Below are 15,058 nucleotides of genomic sequence, written 5' to 3' on the forward strand. Positions count from 1 at the left end.
GGGTCCTCCGGCCGTGGCGGCAGTGCCCCGTCATCCTACGGACGGGTAGCTCCGGCGCGACCCCGACGCGGCGGTGGGTGTTACGTTCCGGGCATGGCGCGACCCCCGCTGGTGCCGCTCGGTCCCGAGCTCACCGCGGCGGAGCGGACCCGCTTCGCCCGGCACCTGCTGCTGCCCGACCTCGGCGTCGACGGACAGCGGCGGCTCCGCGCCGCCCGGGTGCTCGTCGTCGGGGCGGGAGGCCTGGGGTCGCCGGCGCTGCTGTACCTGGCGGCCGCCGGGGTGGGGACCATCGGGGTCGTCGACGACGACGTCGTGGAGTCCACCAACCTCCAGCGTCAGGTCGTCCACGGGGTCGCCGACGTGGGGCGCCCCAAGGTCGACTCCGCCGCCGAGGCGGTGAGGGCGATCTCGCCCGACACCCGGGTCGTCCGCCACCACGCCCGCCTCGACGCGCTGACGGCGATGGACGTGCTCGCCGACTACGACCTCGTCCTCGACGGTGCCGACAACTTCCCGACCCGCTACCTCGTCGGCGACGCCTGCGCCCGACTCGGCATCCCGCACGTATGGGGGTCGGTGTACCGCTTCGACGGCCAGGTCTCGGTGTGGTGGGCGGGCGAGGGGCCCTGCTACGCCTGCGTCTTCCCGCAGCAGCCGGCTCCCGACGCCGTGCCGTCGTGCGCGGTCGGCGGGGTGCTCGGGGCGGTGTGCGCCTCGGTCGGGTCGGTCATGGCGACCGAGGCGGTCAAGCTCGTCACCGGGACCGGGGAGGCCCTGGTCGGCCGCCTCCTCGTCCACGACGCACTGCGCCAGACCTGGGACGCGCTGCCGGTGCGGCGCGACCCGGGGTGCCGGGTGTGCGGTGCCGGGGCCGACGCGGCCCGGCCGTTGGGGTGGGCGACGACACCCGCGGACCCGAGCCCCGGCGCCGGGTCGGCCGCCCCCGCGGACCGACCCGGGGTCGACGTCGCGGCGCTCGCCACCCTGCTGCGTGACCGCGCCGCCGGGAGCGAGGACTTCGTGCTCCTCGACGTCCGTGAGCCCGGGGAGCGCGACGTCGCCGCGATCCCGGGGTCCGAGGCGATGCCGATGGCGCGGGTGCGGGCGGGGGAGCAGCCGCCGGCGCCCGGGCGGGTGTACGTGTTCTGCAAGTCGGGGATCCGCTCGGCCGAGGCCGTCGACCTGCTGCGGGCCCGCGGGGTGGACGCCGTCGACGTCGTGGGCGGCATCCTCGCGTGGTCGCGCGAGGTCGACCCGTCCGTCCCGACGTACTGAGACGCCGGCGCAGGCACGATGGGGGGATGGGTCACGACCTGACGAGGTTCGTCGCCGCCCAGGACTCCGGCGGCACGTACGACGCGGCGCTCGCGGAGCTGCGGGCCGGCCGCAAGCGGGGGCACTGGATGTGGTTCGTGTTCCCGCAGATCGCCGGGCTCGGGATGAGCCCCACGTCGCAGATGTACGGGATCACCGGTCTCGAGGAGGCCCGGGCCTACCTCGACCACCCGGTCCTCGGGCCGCGGCTGTTCGCCTGCGTCGAAGCCCTCCTGGACCTCGACGGGCACGACCCGGTCGCGGTCCTCGGCGACATCGACGCGGTGAAGCTCCGGTCCTCGATGACGCTCTTCGCGCTCGCCGCCGGGGAGTCCGGTGACGAGCCGTTCCGGGAGGTCCTGGACCAGTACTTCAGCGGCCTGGAGGACCACCGGACGGTGCGGCTCGTCGGCGGGTGAGGCGCTCCGGGCACCGGCTCGGATCAGCGCACTTCGGTTCTCCCGGAGCCAGATCCCTGTGGATGGATGCTTGCCCTCGTACGCGTGTTCGAGTACGATGAGGCATGGACAGGGGGAGGCTCAGCAGCCGCATCGCGGCACTCCGGGTGGAGTGCGCCGCGGTGGGTCGCGAGCTGGCCGACGGGGGCCGGGGGCTGGCCGCCGACGAGGCGTTCGAGGTCGCGGGTGAGCTGCAGGGACTGGTCAATGCGGCCGAGGGGGCACAGGCGGTCGCGGCCGCTCTGGGTGCGCGGGTCGAGGTCCGGCTGGGCGGGCCGGGCCCGGTGGAGCGGGTGCATCCACTCGGGTTCGTCGACCCGATGTCCCCGTCGATGGTCGCGATGGAGGCCGGGGTGACCGAGGGCCTGGCCGGGCGCAAGGTCCGGCTCGGGGCGGACCTGTCCGAACGCTTCCCGCGCGTCCTCGACCTCCTCGTGGAGGGTGCCGTGCCGGCGAGCAGTGCGCACAAGGTCCTCGACGCGACGACCGGCCTCGACGTCGACGCCTGCGGCCGGGTCGATGCCGAGCTCGCACCCCGGCTCCCGTCTCTCGACCCGGCTCGGGTCATGTCGGAGGCGCGCCGCATCGCAGCACGGGTCGCGGCCGACCAGGTCGCCGCCCGCGACGCGAAGGCCGCGCGCAGCCGGTGTGTGGAGGTTCGGGCCGGGGACGACGGGTTGACGGAGTGGTCCGCGCTCCTGCCGACGGCGACGTCGGCGGCGATGCTGTCGGCGGTGGAGTCCCTCGCCGGGCAGTACCGCCAGGTCGACGGGACGCTGTCGGTGCCGGAGTCCCGCGCCGACGCCTTCACCGACCTCGTCCTGCGCAACGTCACCGTGACCGCGCAGGTCACCCTCGGGGTCCCGGTCGTGACCGGCGTCGCCGACCCGGCACCCGCTCAGACCGTGACGGACGTCGTGCCGCGCGACCCGGACGAGACCATCGTCGACGCCGTCACCGGCGAGTGGGTCCGCATCGGCGACCTCCCGCCCGAGACGCAGGCGGAGCTGTCCTGGTACGAGCGCGACCTGCACGACGACCCGTCGGCGTTCGGGGCGCCGATGGCGCAGGTCACGCCCGGGGTCGCGGTCTCCGGGACCCAGCTGGCCGGACTCGGCTGGGTCGAGGCCGGCACCGTCGCCGGGATCCTGCAGACCCTGCCGGTCGACGTCGCCCGCGCGGTCCTCGACGCCGCCACCGGCACCCAGATCGACCACACCAGCACCGCCTACACGGTCCCCACGAAGGTCGCCCGGTTCGTCACCGCCCGTGACGGGACCTGCCGGATGTGGGGCTGCGCCCGCCCCGCCGAACGGTGCGACCTCGACCACGTCAGGCCGTGGCCCACCGGACCCACCACCCCGGCCAACCTCGTCGCGTTGTGCCGGCGACATCACCGGATGAAACAGCTCGGCATCTGGCGACCGTCCCTGTCCCAGGACGGCACCCTCACGTGGCACGGCCGCGACGGCCGCACCCGCGTCACCGAACCAGCCCACCGCGCCCTGCCCGGCACGCAGCCGGGGACCGCCCCCGTGGCGGCCCCGTCACTACTGTGAGCCGCCCGTCCCGGACGACGTCAGCGGCGGCGGCTTGACGTCGCGGAGGTTCCGCACGGCGTCGAAGGCGTCGAGGGCGTTCCTCGTGTCGACCAGAACCCGCACGCCGTCCCGGGCCTCGTCCCACGGGACCCACCCGTCGCCGATGACGTCATCCCACGAGGGCGCCACGTGTCCCGGGATGTCAGCACGACGCCCCTCCACCCGTCGACGATGCTCGGCACCGTCGGCGAGTGAGGTCTCGACGTGGACGAGTCGGGCCCCCGCGCGGTCTGACGCCTCACGCCACCCGGACCGTGCCGCCGGAACCGGGTTGACGGCGTCCACGACGACGTCGAGGCCGAGAAGAAGGTTGGAGACAGCGAGCTCGTGAATCACCGCATAGCCCTCGGTCCCCGCCCGAAGTCCCGTGGGGCCCAGCGCCGCCTCCGCGGCGTCGACACGGAGATAGCACGTCTTCCAGCGTTGGCAGAGTGCCTTGGCGAGGGTGGTCTTGCCGGTCCCGGCGCGCCCTGAGACCACCAACAGCATTGGTGCGTGCGCGCCGGCCTGCGAGACGCCCTTGTCAGGATTCGTCATACGACCATCCAACAGGGCTTTTCCATCACCAGAGCGCTGCGGGGCGGCCGGCTCGGTCAGAGCGGTGTGCGAGCCGACCGGTCGGGGATGTCGGGGCGGCGTGGTGGAATCGCAGGCGTGCTCGTCCTCACCCGTCCGGCCGCCCCCGTCGCAGGGCCGGTGGTCCTCGACCCCTCGCAGCGGGCCGTCGTCGACCACCGCGGCCCGGTGCTGCGCGTCGTCGGTGCTCCGGGCACCGGCCGGTCGAGCACCGCGGTCGAGGTCGTCGCCGAACGGGTCCGGGCCGAGGGGCTGCGGGCCGACGCCTGCCTCCTCCTGGCCCCCACCCGTCTCGCCGCCGCCCGGCTGCGCGACGCGCTGACGGCCCGGGTCGGCGGCACGACCACCACCCCGCTCGCCCGCACCCACCAGTCGTTCGGGTTCGGCATCCTGCGCGAGGCGGCGGCCCTCGCGGGGGAGCCCACGCCACGTCTCCTCTCCGGCCCCGAGCAGGACGTCGTGCTCGCCGAGCTGCTGCGCGGGCACGCCGTCGGCGACTCGCCGGCCCCGCCGTGGCCGGCCTCCCTCGAGCTCGCCCTGCCCACCCGCACCTTCCGCGGCGAGCTGCGCGACATCCTCATGCGCGCCGTCGAGCTCGGCCTCGACCCCGACGACCTCGCCGGCCTCGGGCATCGGCACGCCCGGCCCGAGTGGGTCGCCGCAGCCGCCGTGCTCCGCGAGTACGACGAGGTGACGGCCCTGTCGGCGCCCGGTGCGTTCGACCCAGCGTGGGTGCTCGGAGCCGCCGCCGACCACCTCGAGGACGACCCTGCCGCGCTCCACCGGCTGCGCAGCCTGGTGCGGCTCGTCGTCGTCGACGACGCCCAGGACCTCACCCCGGCCGGGCTGCGGCTGCTGCGCACCGTCGTCGGCGACGGTGCGGTCGAGCTCGTGCTGCTCGGCGACCCCGACGCCGCCACCCAGACCTTCCGCGGCGCCGACCCGCGGCTGTTCCTCTCGGCCTGGCCCGACGCGCCCACGCTCACCCTGGCTCGGGGCCACCGTTGCCCGAGCACCGTCCAGGAGGCCGCCGACCGGGTCGCCGCGCACATCGGCGTCGTCGGCGTCGCGACGCACCGGCGCGTGCGGCCGTCCGCCGACGGGGGCAGCGTCGCCGTCCACCTCGTGCGCACCGCCGCCCAGGAGGCCGCGCTCGTCGCCGGCATGCTCCGCCGCGCGCACCTGCACGACGGTGTCCCGTGGTCGTCGATGGCGGTGCTCGTGCGCGGGGGAGCGCGCACGGCCACCCTGCGGCGCGTCCTCCAGGGCTCCGGCGTCCCGGTGAGCACCGCCACGGCCGACCTGCCCGTGCGCGACGAGCCCGCGGTGCGGCCCTTCCTCGCCCTGCTCCGCTGCGCGATCGACGTCGCCGCCGGCGCCGACACCCTCGACCCCGACGTCGTCGTCGACGTGCTCAGCTCGCCCGTCGGGGGCGCCGACGCGGTGGTGCTCCGCCGGCTGCGGCGAGCCCTGCGTCGGCTCGAGCTCGACTCCGGCGGGGGCCGGCCCAGCGACGCGCTGCTCGTCGAGGCGATCCTCACCCCGGCCGCCCTCGACCACCTCGGGCCCGAGGCCACCCCCGCCCGGCGGGTCGCCCGGGTCCTCGGAGCCGCGGTCACCGCCCTGCACGACGGGGCCGGGGTCGAGGCCGTGCTCTGGGCGATGTGGCGCGCCGGCGGGCTCGCCGAGCCGTGGCACGACGCCGCCCTGGCCGGCGGGGCCGCAGGTCGGCGGGCCGACCGCGACCTCGACGCGGTCCTCGGGCTGTTCGACGCCGCCGAGCGCTTCGTCGAGCGGCTGCCCGCGGCGCCGCCCCGCGAGTTCCTCGACCACCTGCTCTCCCAGGACGTCGCCGGTGACAGCCTCGTCGCCCGCGCCCCGGTCGGCGAGTCCGTCGCACTGCTGACGCCGGCGGCGTCCGCGGGGCGCGAGTGGGACCTCGTCGTCGTCGCCGGGGTGCAGGAGGGGTCCTGGCCCGACCTGCGGCTGCGCGGCTCGCTGCTGCGCTCCAGCGAGCTCGTCGACGTCGTCGCGGGACGCACCACCGACGTGCGGTCGGCCCGCGCGCAGGTCCGGCACGACGAGACCCGGCTCTTCCACGTGGCCGTCACCCGGGCCCGCCGGCGGCTCGTCGTCACGGCCGTCCGCAGCGAGGACGAGCAGCCCTCCCCGTATCTCGACGTCCTCGACCCGCGCACCGAGGCCCGGCCCTTCACCGACGTCCCGCGCCCGCTCACCCTCCCCGGCCTCGTCGCAGAGCTCCGCCGCGAGCTCGTCGGCCCCGACCCGCGGGTCCGCGCCGGCGCCGTCACCGCCCTCGCCCGGCTCGCCGCCGCCGACGTCCCCGGCGCGGACCCCGGCCAGTGGTGGGCGCTGCGCGGCCTCACCGACGACCGGCCACGCCGGGCCCCGGACGCCGAGGTCACCGTCTCGCCGTCGGCCCTCGACCGGTTCGGCAAGTGCGGGCTCCAGTGGGCGCTGCGCGCCGCCGGGGGTGAGGGCCCGTCCATCGGCGCCGCCGACATCGGCACCCTCGTCCACGAGGTCGCCCACGACCTCGGCGACACCGACGCCGCCGCCTACGCGGCCGAGCTGGAGCGGCGCTGGGGGCGGCTCGGGATGGGTCCCGGCTGGCTGTCGCGCCGCGACCTCGCCCGGGCCCAGCAGATGACGGCCCGGCTCGCCACGTACGTCCGGGAGTCCGACGCGCAGGGGTGGCGCCGGGCCGGCTCGGAGGCCGCCATCCGGGCCGCGCTCGGCCGGGCCGTCGTCGCCGGCCGGGTCGACCGGATCGAGGTCGACCCGCACGGGCGGGTGCGGGTCGTCGACCTCAAGACCGGGTCGAGCAAGCCGAGCGCCGACGACGTCCGCCGGCACGGGCAGCTCGGGGCCTACCAGCTGGCCGTCGAGACCGGCGCGCTCGCCGAGATCGGGCAGGTCTCCGGCGGTGCGGCGCTGCTGCAGCTGGGCCGGGCCGCGAACAAGGCGACGACGCTGCAGACCCAGGCCCCGCTGGCCGAGGACCCCGAGCCCGGGTGGGCGGCCGACCTCGTCGCGGCCACCGCCGACGCGATGGGCGCCGCGACCTTCCGGGCCACCCCCGGCGACTGGTGCGGCTCCTGCCAGCTGCAGTCGTCGTGCCCGGCCCGCGAGGAGGGGAGGCGGCTGTGACCGCCACGAGCACCGGCCTGCGGTGGTCCGCCGTCGCCCTCGCGAAGGCCCTCGGCCAGTCGTACGCCCCCACCGCCGAGCAGGCCGCAGTCATCGAGGCGCCGCTGCAGCGGCCGCTCCTCGTCGTCGCGGGGGCCGGCTCGGGCAAGACCGAGACGATGGCCGCCCGGGTCGTCTGGCTCGTCGCCAACGGGCTCGTCCGGCCCGACGAGGTGCTCGGGCTCACCTTCACCCGCAAAGCCGCCGGTGAGCTGGGCGAGCGCCTCGCCGCCCGCCTCACGACGCTGCGCGAGACCGGCCTGTGGACCCCCGACGCCGAGGACGGCGCCCCCGTCCTCGACGACGGGCCCACGGTGTCGACGTACCACGCCTACGCCGCCGGCATCGTGCGCGAGCACGGCGTCCGGCTCGGGGTCGAGTCCGAGAGCCGCCTGCTCAGCGAGGCCGCGGCGTGGCAGTTCGCCCACGAGGCGGTCACGTCGTGGGACGGGGAGGTCGCGGGCGTCGAGAAGGCGGAGTCGACCGTCACGACCGCGCTCGTCGACCTCGCGGGCGAGATGGCCGAGCACCTGCGTGACGTCGACGAGGTCGCCGCCCACCTCGACGACGTCATCGCGACCCTCGAGGCCGTGCCCCGGGGCGAGTCCAGGCGCACGGCGTACCCCGCCTCGGTGCGGGACGCGCTGGCCGTGCTCCGGGAGCGGCGCGCGGTGCTGCCGCTCGTCGCCCGCTACGCCGAGCTCAAGCGGGCCCGCGACGCGATGGACTTCGCCGACCAGATGGCCCTCGCGGCCCGCATCGCCCGGGCCGTCCCCGACGTGGGCCGGGCCGAGCGGGCGCGCTACCGGGCCGTCCTGCTCGACGAGTTCCAGGACACGTCCGAGGCCCAGCTGCAGCTGCTCCGCAGCCTGTTCGTCGCCACCGGCGAGCCGGTGCCGGTCACGGCCGTCGGCGACCCCAACCAGTCGATCTACGGGTGGCGCGGCGCCAGCTCGACCACGCTCACCCAGTTCCGCACCGACTTCGCCGACGACGAGCCGGCCGCGGTCCGGCAGCTGTCGACGAGCTGGCGCAACGACGAGGCCGTGCTCGCCGTCGCCAACCACGTCGCCGCACCCCTGCGGGCCCGGGCCACCGTCCCGGTCGAGCCGCTCGTCGCGCGCTCCGGGGCCGGGCCGGGGCGGGTGGCCATCGCGCGGCTGCACACCGTCGAGGACGAGGCGGCCCACGTCGCCGGCTGGCTGGCCGAGCGCGGCGCCGGGCGGGGCGGAGTCACCGCGGCGGTCCTGTGCCGCAAGCGGTCCCAGTTCCAGCCGGTCGTCGACGCGCTCGAGGCGCGCGGCACGCCCTACGAGGTCGTCGGGCTCGGCGGGCTGCTGCACACCCCGGAGGTCGCCGACCTCGTCGCGATGCTCTGGGTCGTCCAGGACCCCACCCGCGGCGACCACCTGATGCGGCTGCTCACCGGCCCCACGTGCCGTCTCGGCGCGGCCGACCTCGACGGGCTGGGGGAGTGGGCCCGGGTCCGCCAGCGGGCCGCCCGGGCGGCCGACCCCGACCAGCGCCGCGACCTCGCGCCCGACGCCAGCGAGCGCGCCAGCATCGTCGAGGCCCTCGACGACCTCCCGCCGCCGCGGTGGGTGGGCGAGCAGGGGCAGCGCATCTCGCCGGCCGCGCTCGAGCGGCTCACGGGCCTCGCCGCGGCGGTCCGGCGGCTCCGGTCGATGACCGGGCTGGGGCTGGCCGAGCTCGCAGCCGAGGCCGAGGCGGTCCTCGGCCTCGACGTCGAGGTGCTCGCCCGGCCCGAGTGGTCGCCCGGCGCCGCGCGGGCCCACCTCGACGCCTTCGGCGACGTCGCGGCGTCGTTCTCGGCCAGCGCCGACCGCACGTCGCTCGGCGGCTTCCTCGCGTGGCTCGACGCCGCCGTCGACGAGGAGCGCGGCCTCGACCTCGGCTGGGTCGAGGCCCGGCCCGACGCGGTCCAGGTGATGACCGTCCACGCCGCCAAGGGCCTCGAGTGGGACCTCGTCGCGGTCCCCGGGCTCGTCGAGGCCTCCTTCCCCACCCACACGTGCAGCCCCACCAAGCCCGTCGACGGCGAGTGGACCCACGGCGACCCCAAGGACAAGGGCTGGCTCGTCGGGCTCGACTCCCTGCCCTACGACCTGCGCGGCGACGTCGACGGCCTGCCCCGGCTGCCGTGGCGGGAGGCGGCGGACTGGGACGACCTCGCCGCCGGGTACGACCGGTTCGTCCTGGCCGGGGCCGAGCACGCGGTCACCGAGGAGCGGCGGCTCGCCTACGTCGCCGCGACGCGCGCGCGCACCGACCTGCTCCTGTCCGCCCACGTCTGGGGCGGGCAGAGCACCCCGCGGGTCACCTCCCGCTTCCTGCGGGAGGTCCGCGAGGCGGGCCTGGCGCACCTGGAGCGGCCCTGGGCCCCGATGCCACCCCCCGACGAGCCCAAGCCGCAGAACCCGCGCACCGCCGAGCCGGTGTCGTACGAGTGGCCCGCCACGACCCGTCCCGAAAGGCACGCCCGGCTCGTCGGCCCCGCCGAGGCCGTCGCCGAGGCCGCCCGGGCGCTGCGCTCGGGGCAGGACGCCGAGGCCGCCCGGACGCGCTGGGACGACGAGGCCCGCCTCCTGCTCGCCGAACGCGCGTCCCGCCGCCGTGGCCGCGACGTCGTCGTCGAGCTGCCGCCGCACCTCTCGACGTCCTCGCTCGTCGCGCTCGCCGAGGACCCGGAGTCGTTCACGGCCCGGCTCCGGCGCCCGATGCCGCAGCCGCCCGCCCTGGCCGCGCGGCGTGGCACGGCCTTCCACGCCTGGGTCGAGGAGCACTACGCGCGGGCCGCGATGGTCGACATCGACGCCCTCCCCGGGTCGGCCGACGACGACGCCGCCGACACCGACCTCGGGCGGCTGCGCGCCGCGTTCCTCGCCAGCGAGTGGGCCGACCGCGAGCCCGCCGAGGTCGAGACGAGCATCGAGACCGTCGTCGACGGCATCGCCGTGCGCGGGCGCGTCGACGCCGTGTTCGAGGAGACCGGCGCCGACGGGCAGCCGGTGTGGACGGTCGTCGACTGGAAGACCGGCCCCCCGGCGACCGGCGCGAAGGCGCGGGCCCGGGTGCTCCAGCTCGCGGCCTACCGGCTGGCGTGGGCGCGGCTGCGCGGGGTGGACCCCGAGCGGGTCGGTGCTGCGTTCTTCCACGCCGCGACCGGCGAGACCGTGCGCCCCGAGCTGCCGGGGCTCGATGAGATCAGCCGAGTCCTCGCTGCGGCTCGTCCGCGCTGACGTCGACCTCCGGCAACGCGTCGTCGTCATCGTCGTCGACGACGAGCTGCGGGGGCGGCATCGGCCGGTCGCGGACCGTCACGGGGGCCAGCGAGAGGTGGCGGTAGTCGTCGCTGCCGTCGTCCGGCACGTGCACCTCGTCGTCGAGCCGGCGCAGCTGGGTGGCGAGCACCTCGACCGCCCCGACGTCCTTGCGGGCGAGGGCGTCCATGAGCCGGGCCAGCAGCCCCAGCTCGGACCCGAGCCGCGCCCGGACGAGGAGGTTGACGTCGGGCCGTTCGACCCGGTGGTGGGCGTACGCCTCGAGCACGGTCTCGACCGCCGCGGCCGGCGCCTCGGCGACGAGCGCGGCGAAGTCGTCCGCCGGGTCGGCCACCTTCGCGGCCTCCCAGCCCGTCATCGCCTTGATGGAGCCCGTCGTGGAGTCGCGCTCGTCGGCGAAGACGGCCAGGACGTGGTCGCCTGTGAGGTTGCCGTGCACCGGGGTCGCCGCGAAACGCCACAGCGTGACGTCCTCGAGGGCCGTCTCCCAGCGGGTCAGCAGCGTGGTCGGGACCCGACCCGTCGCCGCCGCCCGGTCCAGCTCGACGAGGCGGCGGGTGCGGTAGGCGTCGGCGTCGTACGCGGGGAGCCCGGCCTCCTCGTAGAGCCCGGGAGCGGTGTTGTGCAGGGCGGCCAGCGCCTTGCCGAGCTCGACGGCGAGCCCGCGCCCGGGCGGCAGCTCGGCCAGGTCGAGCGGGTGCCCGGGCAGGTAGGGGTAGACGGCGGCGCGGCCGCCCTCCTCGAGAGCCACGAAACCCCGGGGGGCCGGCACCCCGAAGGGCAGCCGCCTGGCGAGCAGGCCGAGGACGGCGACGGCGCGGTCCATCTCGGCGCCGGCGACGTCGGTGCGGGGCGCCCGCACGACCCACCGGCGGTGCTCGACGTCCTGGACGAAGGCGACGTCGAAGGACTGGCCGGGGACGCTCGGCAGGGCCTCGACGCTCACCGGGTCGAGACCGGGAACGGCGGCACTGGCGAGCGCCGCGAGGAAGGCGGGGCTGCGGTCCACGACCCCACGGTATGCCGCCGGAGCCACGTACGCTGGGACCCGTGGCCCGTGCCGAGCGAAGTCTTCCCCCGGTCCCCCTCGGCACCGCGGCGCTCGAGCGCCGCTCCGAGCTCCGGTCTGACGCCGCTCTCGTCCCGCGCCTCCTCGCCGACCCCGGCTCGCGGGTGCTCCGGCTCCACGGCGACTCCGTCGCCGTGCGGGAGGGTGACGACGGCTCCCGGCTCGTGCTCGGGCCCCCCGAGCCGGGCGATGCGCTGCGGCTCGTCGTCTACCTGGGGGAGGCCGGCGGGGTCGCCCATCTCGGTGTCGTCGACGACCCGCCGACCGGCTCGGACCCCGCCCTGCGCACCCTGCGCCAGGTCGGTGCCCACCTCGGGGCGACCGACGCGACGCTGTTCGCGACGACCCTCGCGCTCGCCAACTGGCATCGGACCCACGGCTTCTGCTCGCGGTGCGGCAGCCCCACGACGGCGGTGCTCGCCGGCTGGCTGCGCCGGTGCACGGTCGACGGCAGCGAGCACTACCCGCGCACCGACCCCGCGGTCATCATGTCGGTCGTCGACGACGACGACCGGCTGCTGCTCGCGACCGGCCGGGACTTCCGCCGCGGGGGGATGTCGGTGCTCGCCGGCTTCGTCGAGCCGGGCGAGACGCTGGCCGCGGCCGTGGCGCGCGAGGTCTACGAGGAGGTCGGGATCGAGGTCGACGACGTCACGTACCTCGGCGACCAGCCGTGGCCGTTCCCGAGCTCGCTCATGGTCGGCTTCACCGCGCGGGCGCACTCCACGGAGCTGCGCCTGCAGGACGACGAGATCGCGGCGGCGCGCTGGTTCTCCCGTGACGAGCTCGTCGCGGCCATCGCCGACGGCTCGCTGCACATCCCGGGGCCGCTGTCGATCGCCCGGCGGCTGCTCGAGCACTGGTACGGCGGGCCGGTGCAGGCCCCCGAGGTCGTGTCGCTGCGCTGAGCGGCGGGGGAGCCGCGGTCAGCCGAGGCGGTTGCGGACCTCGCGGGCCGAGGGGTTGGTGGCGGCGGAGCCGTCCGGGAACACGACGGTGGGCACCGTGCGGTCGCCCCCGTTGACGGACATGACGTACTCCGCGGCGTCGGGGCGGCGCTCGATGTCGACCTCCGTGTAGTCGACGCCCGCACGGTCGAGCTGGGACTTCAGGCGGCGGCAGAAGCCACACCACGCGGTCGTGTACATCGTCACCGTGCCGGCGGAAGGAAGCGAGAGATTCATGGCGTGTGGAACACGACGAGGCCGCCGATCCTTCCCGCCCGACCCGGCGTCGGACCCGCGACCTAGGATCGGTGGGCGATGACCAGCCTCCCCGTGCACCCCGGCGCCGACGCGGTCCTCGACGCCCTCGACCCCGAGCAGCGCGAGGTGGCGGCGCACCCGCTCGGCCCGATGTGCGTGCTCGCGGGGGCCGGCACCGGCAAGACCCGTGCCATCACCCATCGCATCGCCTACGGCGTGCTGTCGGGCACCTACCAGCCGCAGCGGGTCCTCGCCGTCACCTTCACCGCCCGGGCCGCCGGCGAGATGCGCACCCGGCTGCGCGACCTCGGCGTCGGCGGCGTGCAGGCCCGCACGTTCCACGCCGCGGCCCTGCGGCAGCTGCACTACTTCTGGCCGCAGGCCATCGGCGGTGCCGCCCCCGAGGTCATGCCGCACAAGGCCAGTGCCGTCGCGGAGGCCGGGGGGCGCCTCCGGCTCCGCCTGGACTCCCCGGCCATCCGCGACGTCGCCGCCGAGATCGAGTGGTCGAAGGTCTCGATGCTCACCGCCGACACCTACCCCGCGGCCGCCCGCACCCAGAAGCGGGAGCCGCCCGCCGGGCTCGACCACACCGCGATGGCCCGGGTCATCGCGACGTACCAGGAGGTCACCTCCGACCGCGGCGTCATCGACTTCGAGGACGTCCTGCTCCTGCTCGCGGGCATCCTCGGCGAGCACGACCAGATCGCGCGCACCGTCCGCGGCCAGTACCGGCACTTCGTCGTCGACGAGTACCAGGACGTCAACCGGCTCCAGCAGACCCTGCTCGACCAGTGGCTCGGCGGCCGGAACGACGTGTGTGTCGTCGGTGACCCCGCCCAGACCATCTACTCGTTCACCGGCGCCTCGCCCCAGCACCTCCTCGGCTTCCGGTCGCGGTACCCCGACACCCGCGTCGTCGAACTCGTCCGCAACTACCGCTCCACCCCGCAGGTCGTCGGGCTGGCCAACCTCGTGCTCCGCTCGCCCGGTGGGGGCCGCCGCTCGGGCTCGGTCGAGCTGCGGGCGCAGCGTCCCGACGGCGTGGCGCCCGAGCTCGTCGTCGCCGACGACGACCCCGCCGAGGCCGAGCAGATCGCGAGCCGCATCGCGGGTCTCGTCGAGCAGGGCCACGCGCCCTCCGAGATCGCCGTGCTCTTCCGCACCAACGGGCAGAGCGAGGGCATCGAGACCGCGCTGGCCGAGCGCGGCATCCCCTACCTCGTGCGCGGGGGTGAGCGCTTCTTCTCCCGCAAGGAGGTGCGCGACGCCGTACTGCTGCTGCGCGGCGGCGCCCGCTCCGACGACGGCGAGGTCCCGCTGCCCGAGCTCGTCCGGGACGTGCTGCTCGGTGCCGGCTGGACCCGCGAGCCCCCGACGTCGGGGGGTGCCGCCCGCGAGCGGTGGGAGTCGCTGGCGGCGCTCGCCGCACTCTCCGACGACCTCGCCGCCACCGACCCCGAGGCCCGGCTGCCCGCCTTCGTCCGCGAGCTCGACGAGCGCTCCGCAGCGCAGCACGCCCCCACCGTGCAGGGGGTCACGCTCGCCTCCCTGCACGCGGCCAAGGGCCTGGAGTGGGACACCGTCTTCCTCACCGGCTGCTCCGACGGCCTCATCCCGATCTCGATGGCCGAGACCCCCGAGGAGATCGAGGAGGAGCGCCGCCTGCTGTACGTCGGGGTCACCCGGGCCCGTGACCGCCTCGTGTTGTCCTACGCGCGCGCCCGCACCCCCGGCGCCAAGGGCACCCGGCGGCCGTCGCGCTTCCTCGACGGCACCGAGGCGGTCCTGGGGGCGGCGGCCCGCAGCCTGCCCAAGCGGCGCCGCAAGGTCGCGGCCGAGCGCCCCGCGGTGCGGACCACCTGCCGGGTGTGCGGCGGCGCCCTGGCGACGGCCAAGGAGCGGACGATCGGGCGCTGCACGGCGTGCCCGCCGTCGATGGACGAGCAGCTGTTCGAGGCACTGCGGGAGTGGCGGCTCGCGACCGCCAAGGAGGCCGACGTCCCGGCCTTCGTGGTCTTCACCGACGCGACGCTCACGGCGATCGCCGAGCGGGTCCCCGCCGACAGCCGGGAGCTGTCGCGGATCACGGGGGTCGGGCCGGCCAAGCTCGAGCGCTTCGGGGACGCAGTCCTCACCATCGTGAAAGAATTCTCTGACGCTGAATCCGACTGAGCCGCAACGGAACCACGGTGCGGGCCGGGGCTCTCCCGAAACTCCCGCAAAAAACCCGTTGCCGCCCGTCGGCCGTCGGTTCTACAGTGCTTCCCAGCACCTCGCGTGCCCGCCCGGGCATGTGTTCGACCGAGACCCGTGAGGA

The 15,058-nt window shown here is 76.1% G+C and carries 10 protein-coding genes; 7 read left to right on the forward strand and 3 right to left on the reverse strand.

Annotated features, from left to right (window positions below):
• Window positions 1-93: 93 nt before the first annotated feature.
• From moeB to Q0963_RS00620, 3 genes are all read left to right on the forward strand, one after another.
• Window positions 94-1,278 carry a molybdopterin-synthase adenylyltransferase MoeB gene (gene moeB, locus Q0963_RS00610; RefSeq protein ID WP_299440939.1) on the forward strand — a complete coding sequence of 395 codons (1,185 nt, stop codon included), beginning with the start codon at window positions 94-96 and terminating at the stop codon, window positions 1,276-1,278.
• 26 nt (window positions 1,279-1,304) lie between these two features.
• On the forward strand, window positions 1,305-1,736 hold the full coding sequence (locus Q0963_RS00615) for a DUF1810 domain-containing protein (RefSeq protein WP_299440942.1): 432 nt from the start codon (window positions 1,305-1,307) through the stop codon (window positions 1,734-1,736).
• A 104-nt stretch (window positions 1,737-1,840) separates the two neighbouring features.
• Entirely contained in the window at window positions 1,841-3,334 is a 1,494-nt protein-coding gene (locus tag Q0963_RS00620; protein WP_299440945.1) for an HNH endonuclease signature motif containing protein, read from the forward strand.
• Here Q0963_RS00620 and Q0963_RS00625 read toward each other — a convergent pair.
• On the reverse strand, window positions 3,326-3,913 hold the full coding sequence (locus Q0963_RS00625; RefSeq protein WP_299440948.1) for an AAA family ATPase: 588 nt from the start codon (window positions 3,911-3,913) through the stop codon (window positions 3,326-3,328). The genes Q0963_RS00620 and Q0963_RS00625 overlap by 9 nt on opposite strands.
• 117 nt (window positions 3,914-4,030) lie before the next feature.
• On the opposite strand from Q0963_RS00625, the gene Q0963_RS00630 reads away from it, so the two are divergent.
• Window positions 4,031-7,123 carry an ATP-dependent DNA helicase gene (locus tag Q0963_RS00630; RefSeq protein ID WP_299440950.1) on the forward strand — a complete coding sequence of 1,031 codons (3,093 nt, stop codon included), beginning with the start codon at window positions 4,031-4,033 and terminating at the stop codon, window positions 7,121-7,123.
• Window positions 7,120-10,422 carry an ATP-dependent DNA helicase gene (locus Q0963_RS00635; RefSeq protein ID WP_299440952.1) on the forward strand — a complete coding sequence of 1,101 codons (3,303 nt, stop codon included), beginning with the start codon at window positions 7,120-7,122 and terminating at the stop codon, window positions 10,420-10,422. Before Q0963_RS00630 ends, Q0963_RS00635 begins: the two co-directional genes overlap by 4 nt.
• On the opposite strand, the gene Q0963_RS00640 is transcribed toward Q0963_RS00635, so the two are convergent.
• Complete coding sequence (locus Q0963_RS00640) at window positions 10,388-11,473, reverse strand: phosphotransferase (RefSeq protein ID WP_299440954.1); 1,086 nt, start codon at window positions 11,471-11,473, stop codon at window positions 10,388-10,390. The two genes, Q0963_RS00635 and Q0963_RS00640, sit on opposite strands and share 35 nt — an antisense overlap.
• Window positions 11,474-11,514: 41 nt before the next feature.
• Here Q0963_RS00640 and nudC point away from each other — a divergent pair, with 41 nt between their 5' ends.
• Window positions 11,515-12,441, forward strand: coding sequence for an NAD(+) diphosphatase (gene nudC, locus Q0963_RS00645; RefSeq protein ID WP_299440958.1), 927 nt, complete (start codon window positions 11,515-11,517; stop codon window positions 12,439-12,441).
• Between the two features lie 18 nt (window positions 12,442-12,459).
• On the opposite strand, the gene Q0963_RS00650 is transcribed toward nudC, so the two are convergent.
• Window positions 12,460-12,681 (reverse strand): mycoredoxin, encoded by a 222-nt coding sequence (locus Q0963_RS00650; RefSeq protein ID WP_299440961.1) that lies wholly within the window; start codon window positions 12,679-12,681, stop codon window positions 12,460-12,462.
• Between the two features lie 114 nt (window positions 12,682-12,795).
• On the opposite strand from Q0963_RS00650, the gene Q0963_RS00655 reads away from it, so the two are divergent.
• Complete coding sequence (locus Q0963_RS00655; protein WP_299440964.1) at window positions 12,796-14,913, forward strand: ATP-dependent DNA helicase UvrD2; 2,118 nt, start codon at window positions 12,796-12,798, stop codon at window positions 14,911-14,913.
• Window positions 14,914-15,058: the final 145 nt, after the last annotated feature.

It is taken from the genome of uncultured Phycicoccus sp. (assembly GCF_947495705.1).
Taxonomy (GTDB): Bacteria; Actinomycetota; Actinomycetes; order Actinomycetales; family Dermatophilaceae; genus Phycicoccus.

Coding starts and splice junctions, on each gene's coding strand:
- moeB (WP_299440939.1), top strand. CDS start 94: ATGGCGCGACCCCCGCTGGTGCCGCTCGGTCCCGAGCTCACCGCGGCG.
- Q0963_RS00615 (WP_299440942.1), top strand. CDS start 1,305: ATGGGTCACGACCTGACGAGGTTCGTCGCCGCCCAGGACTCCGGCGGC.
- Q0963_RS00620 (WP_299440945.1), top strand. CDS start 1,841: ATGGACAGGGGGAGGCTCAGCAGCCGCATCGCGGCACTCCGGGTGGAG.
- Q0963_RS00625 (WP_299440948.1), bottom strand. CDS start 3,913: ATGACGAATCCTGACAAGGGCGTCTCGCAGGCCGGCGCGCACGCACCA.
- Q0963_RS00650 (WP_299440961.1), bottom strand. CDS start 12,681: ATGTACACGACCGCGTGGTGTGGCTTCTGCCGCCGCCTGAAGTCCCAG.
- Q0963_RS00655 (WP_299440964.1), top strand. CDS start 12,796: ATGACCAGCCTCCCCGTGCACCCCGGCGCCGACGCGGTCCTCGACGCC.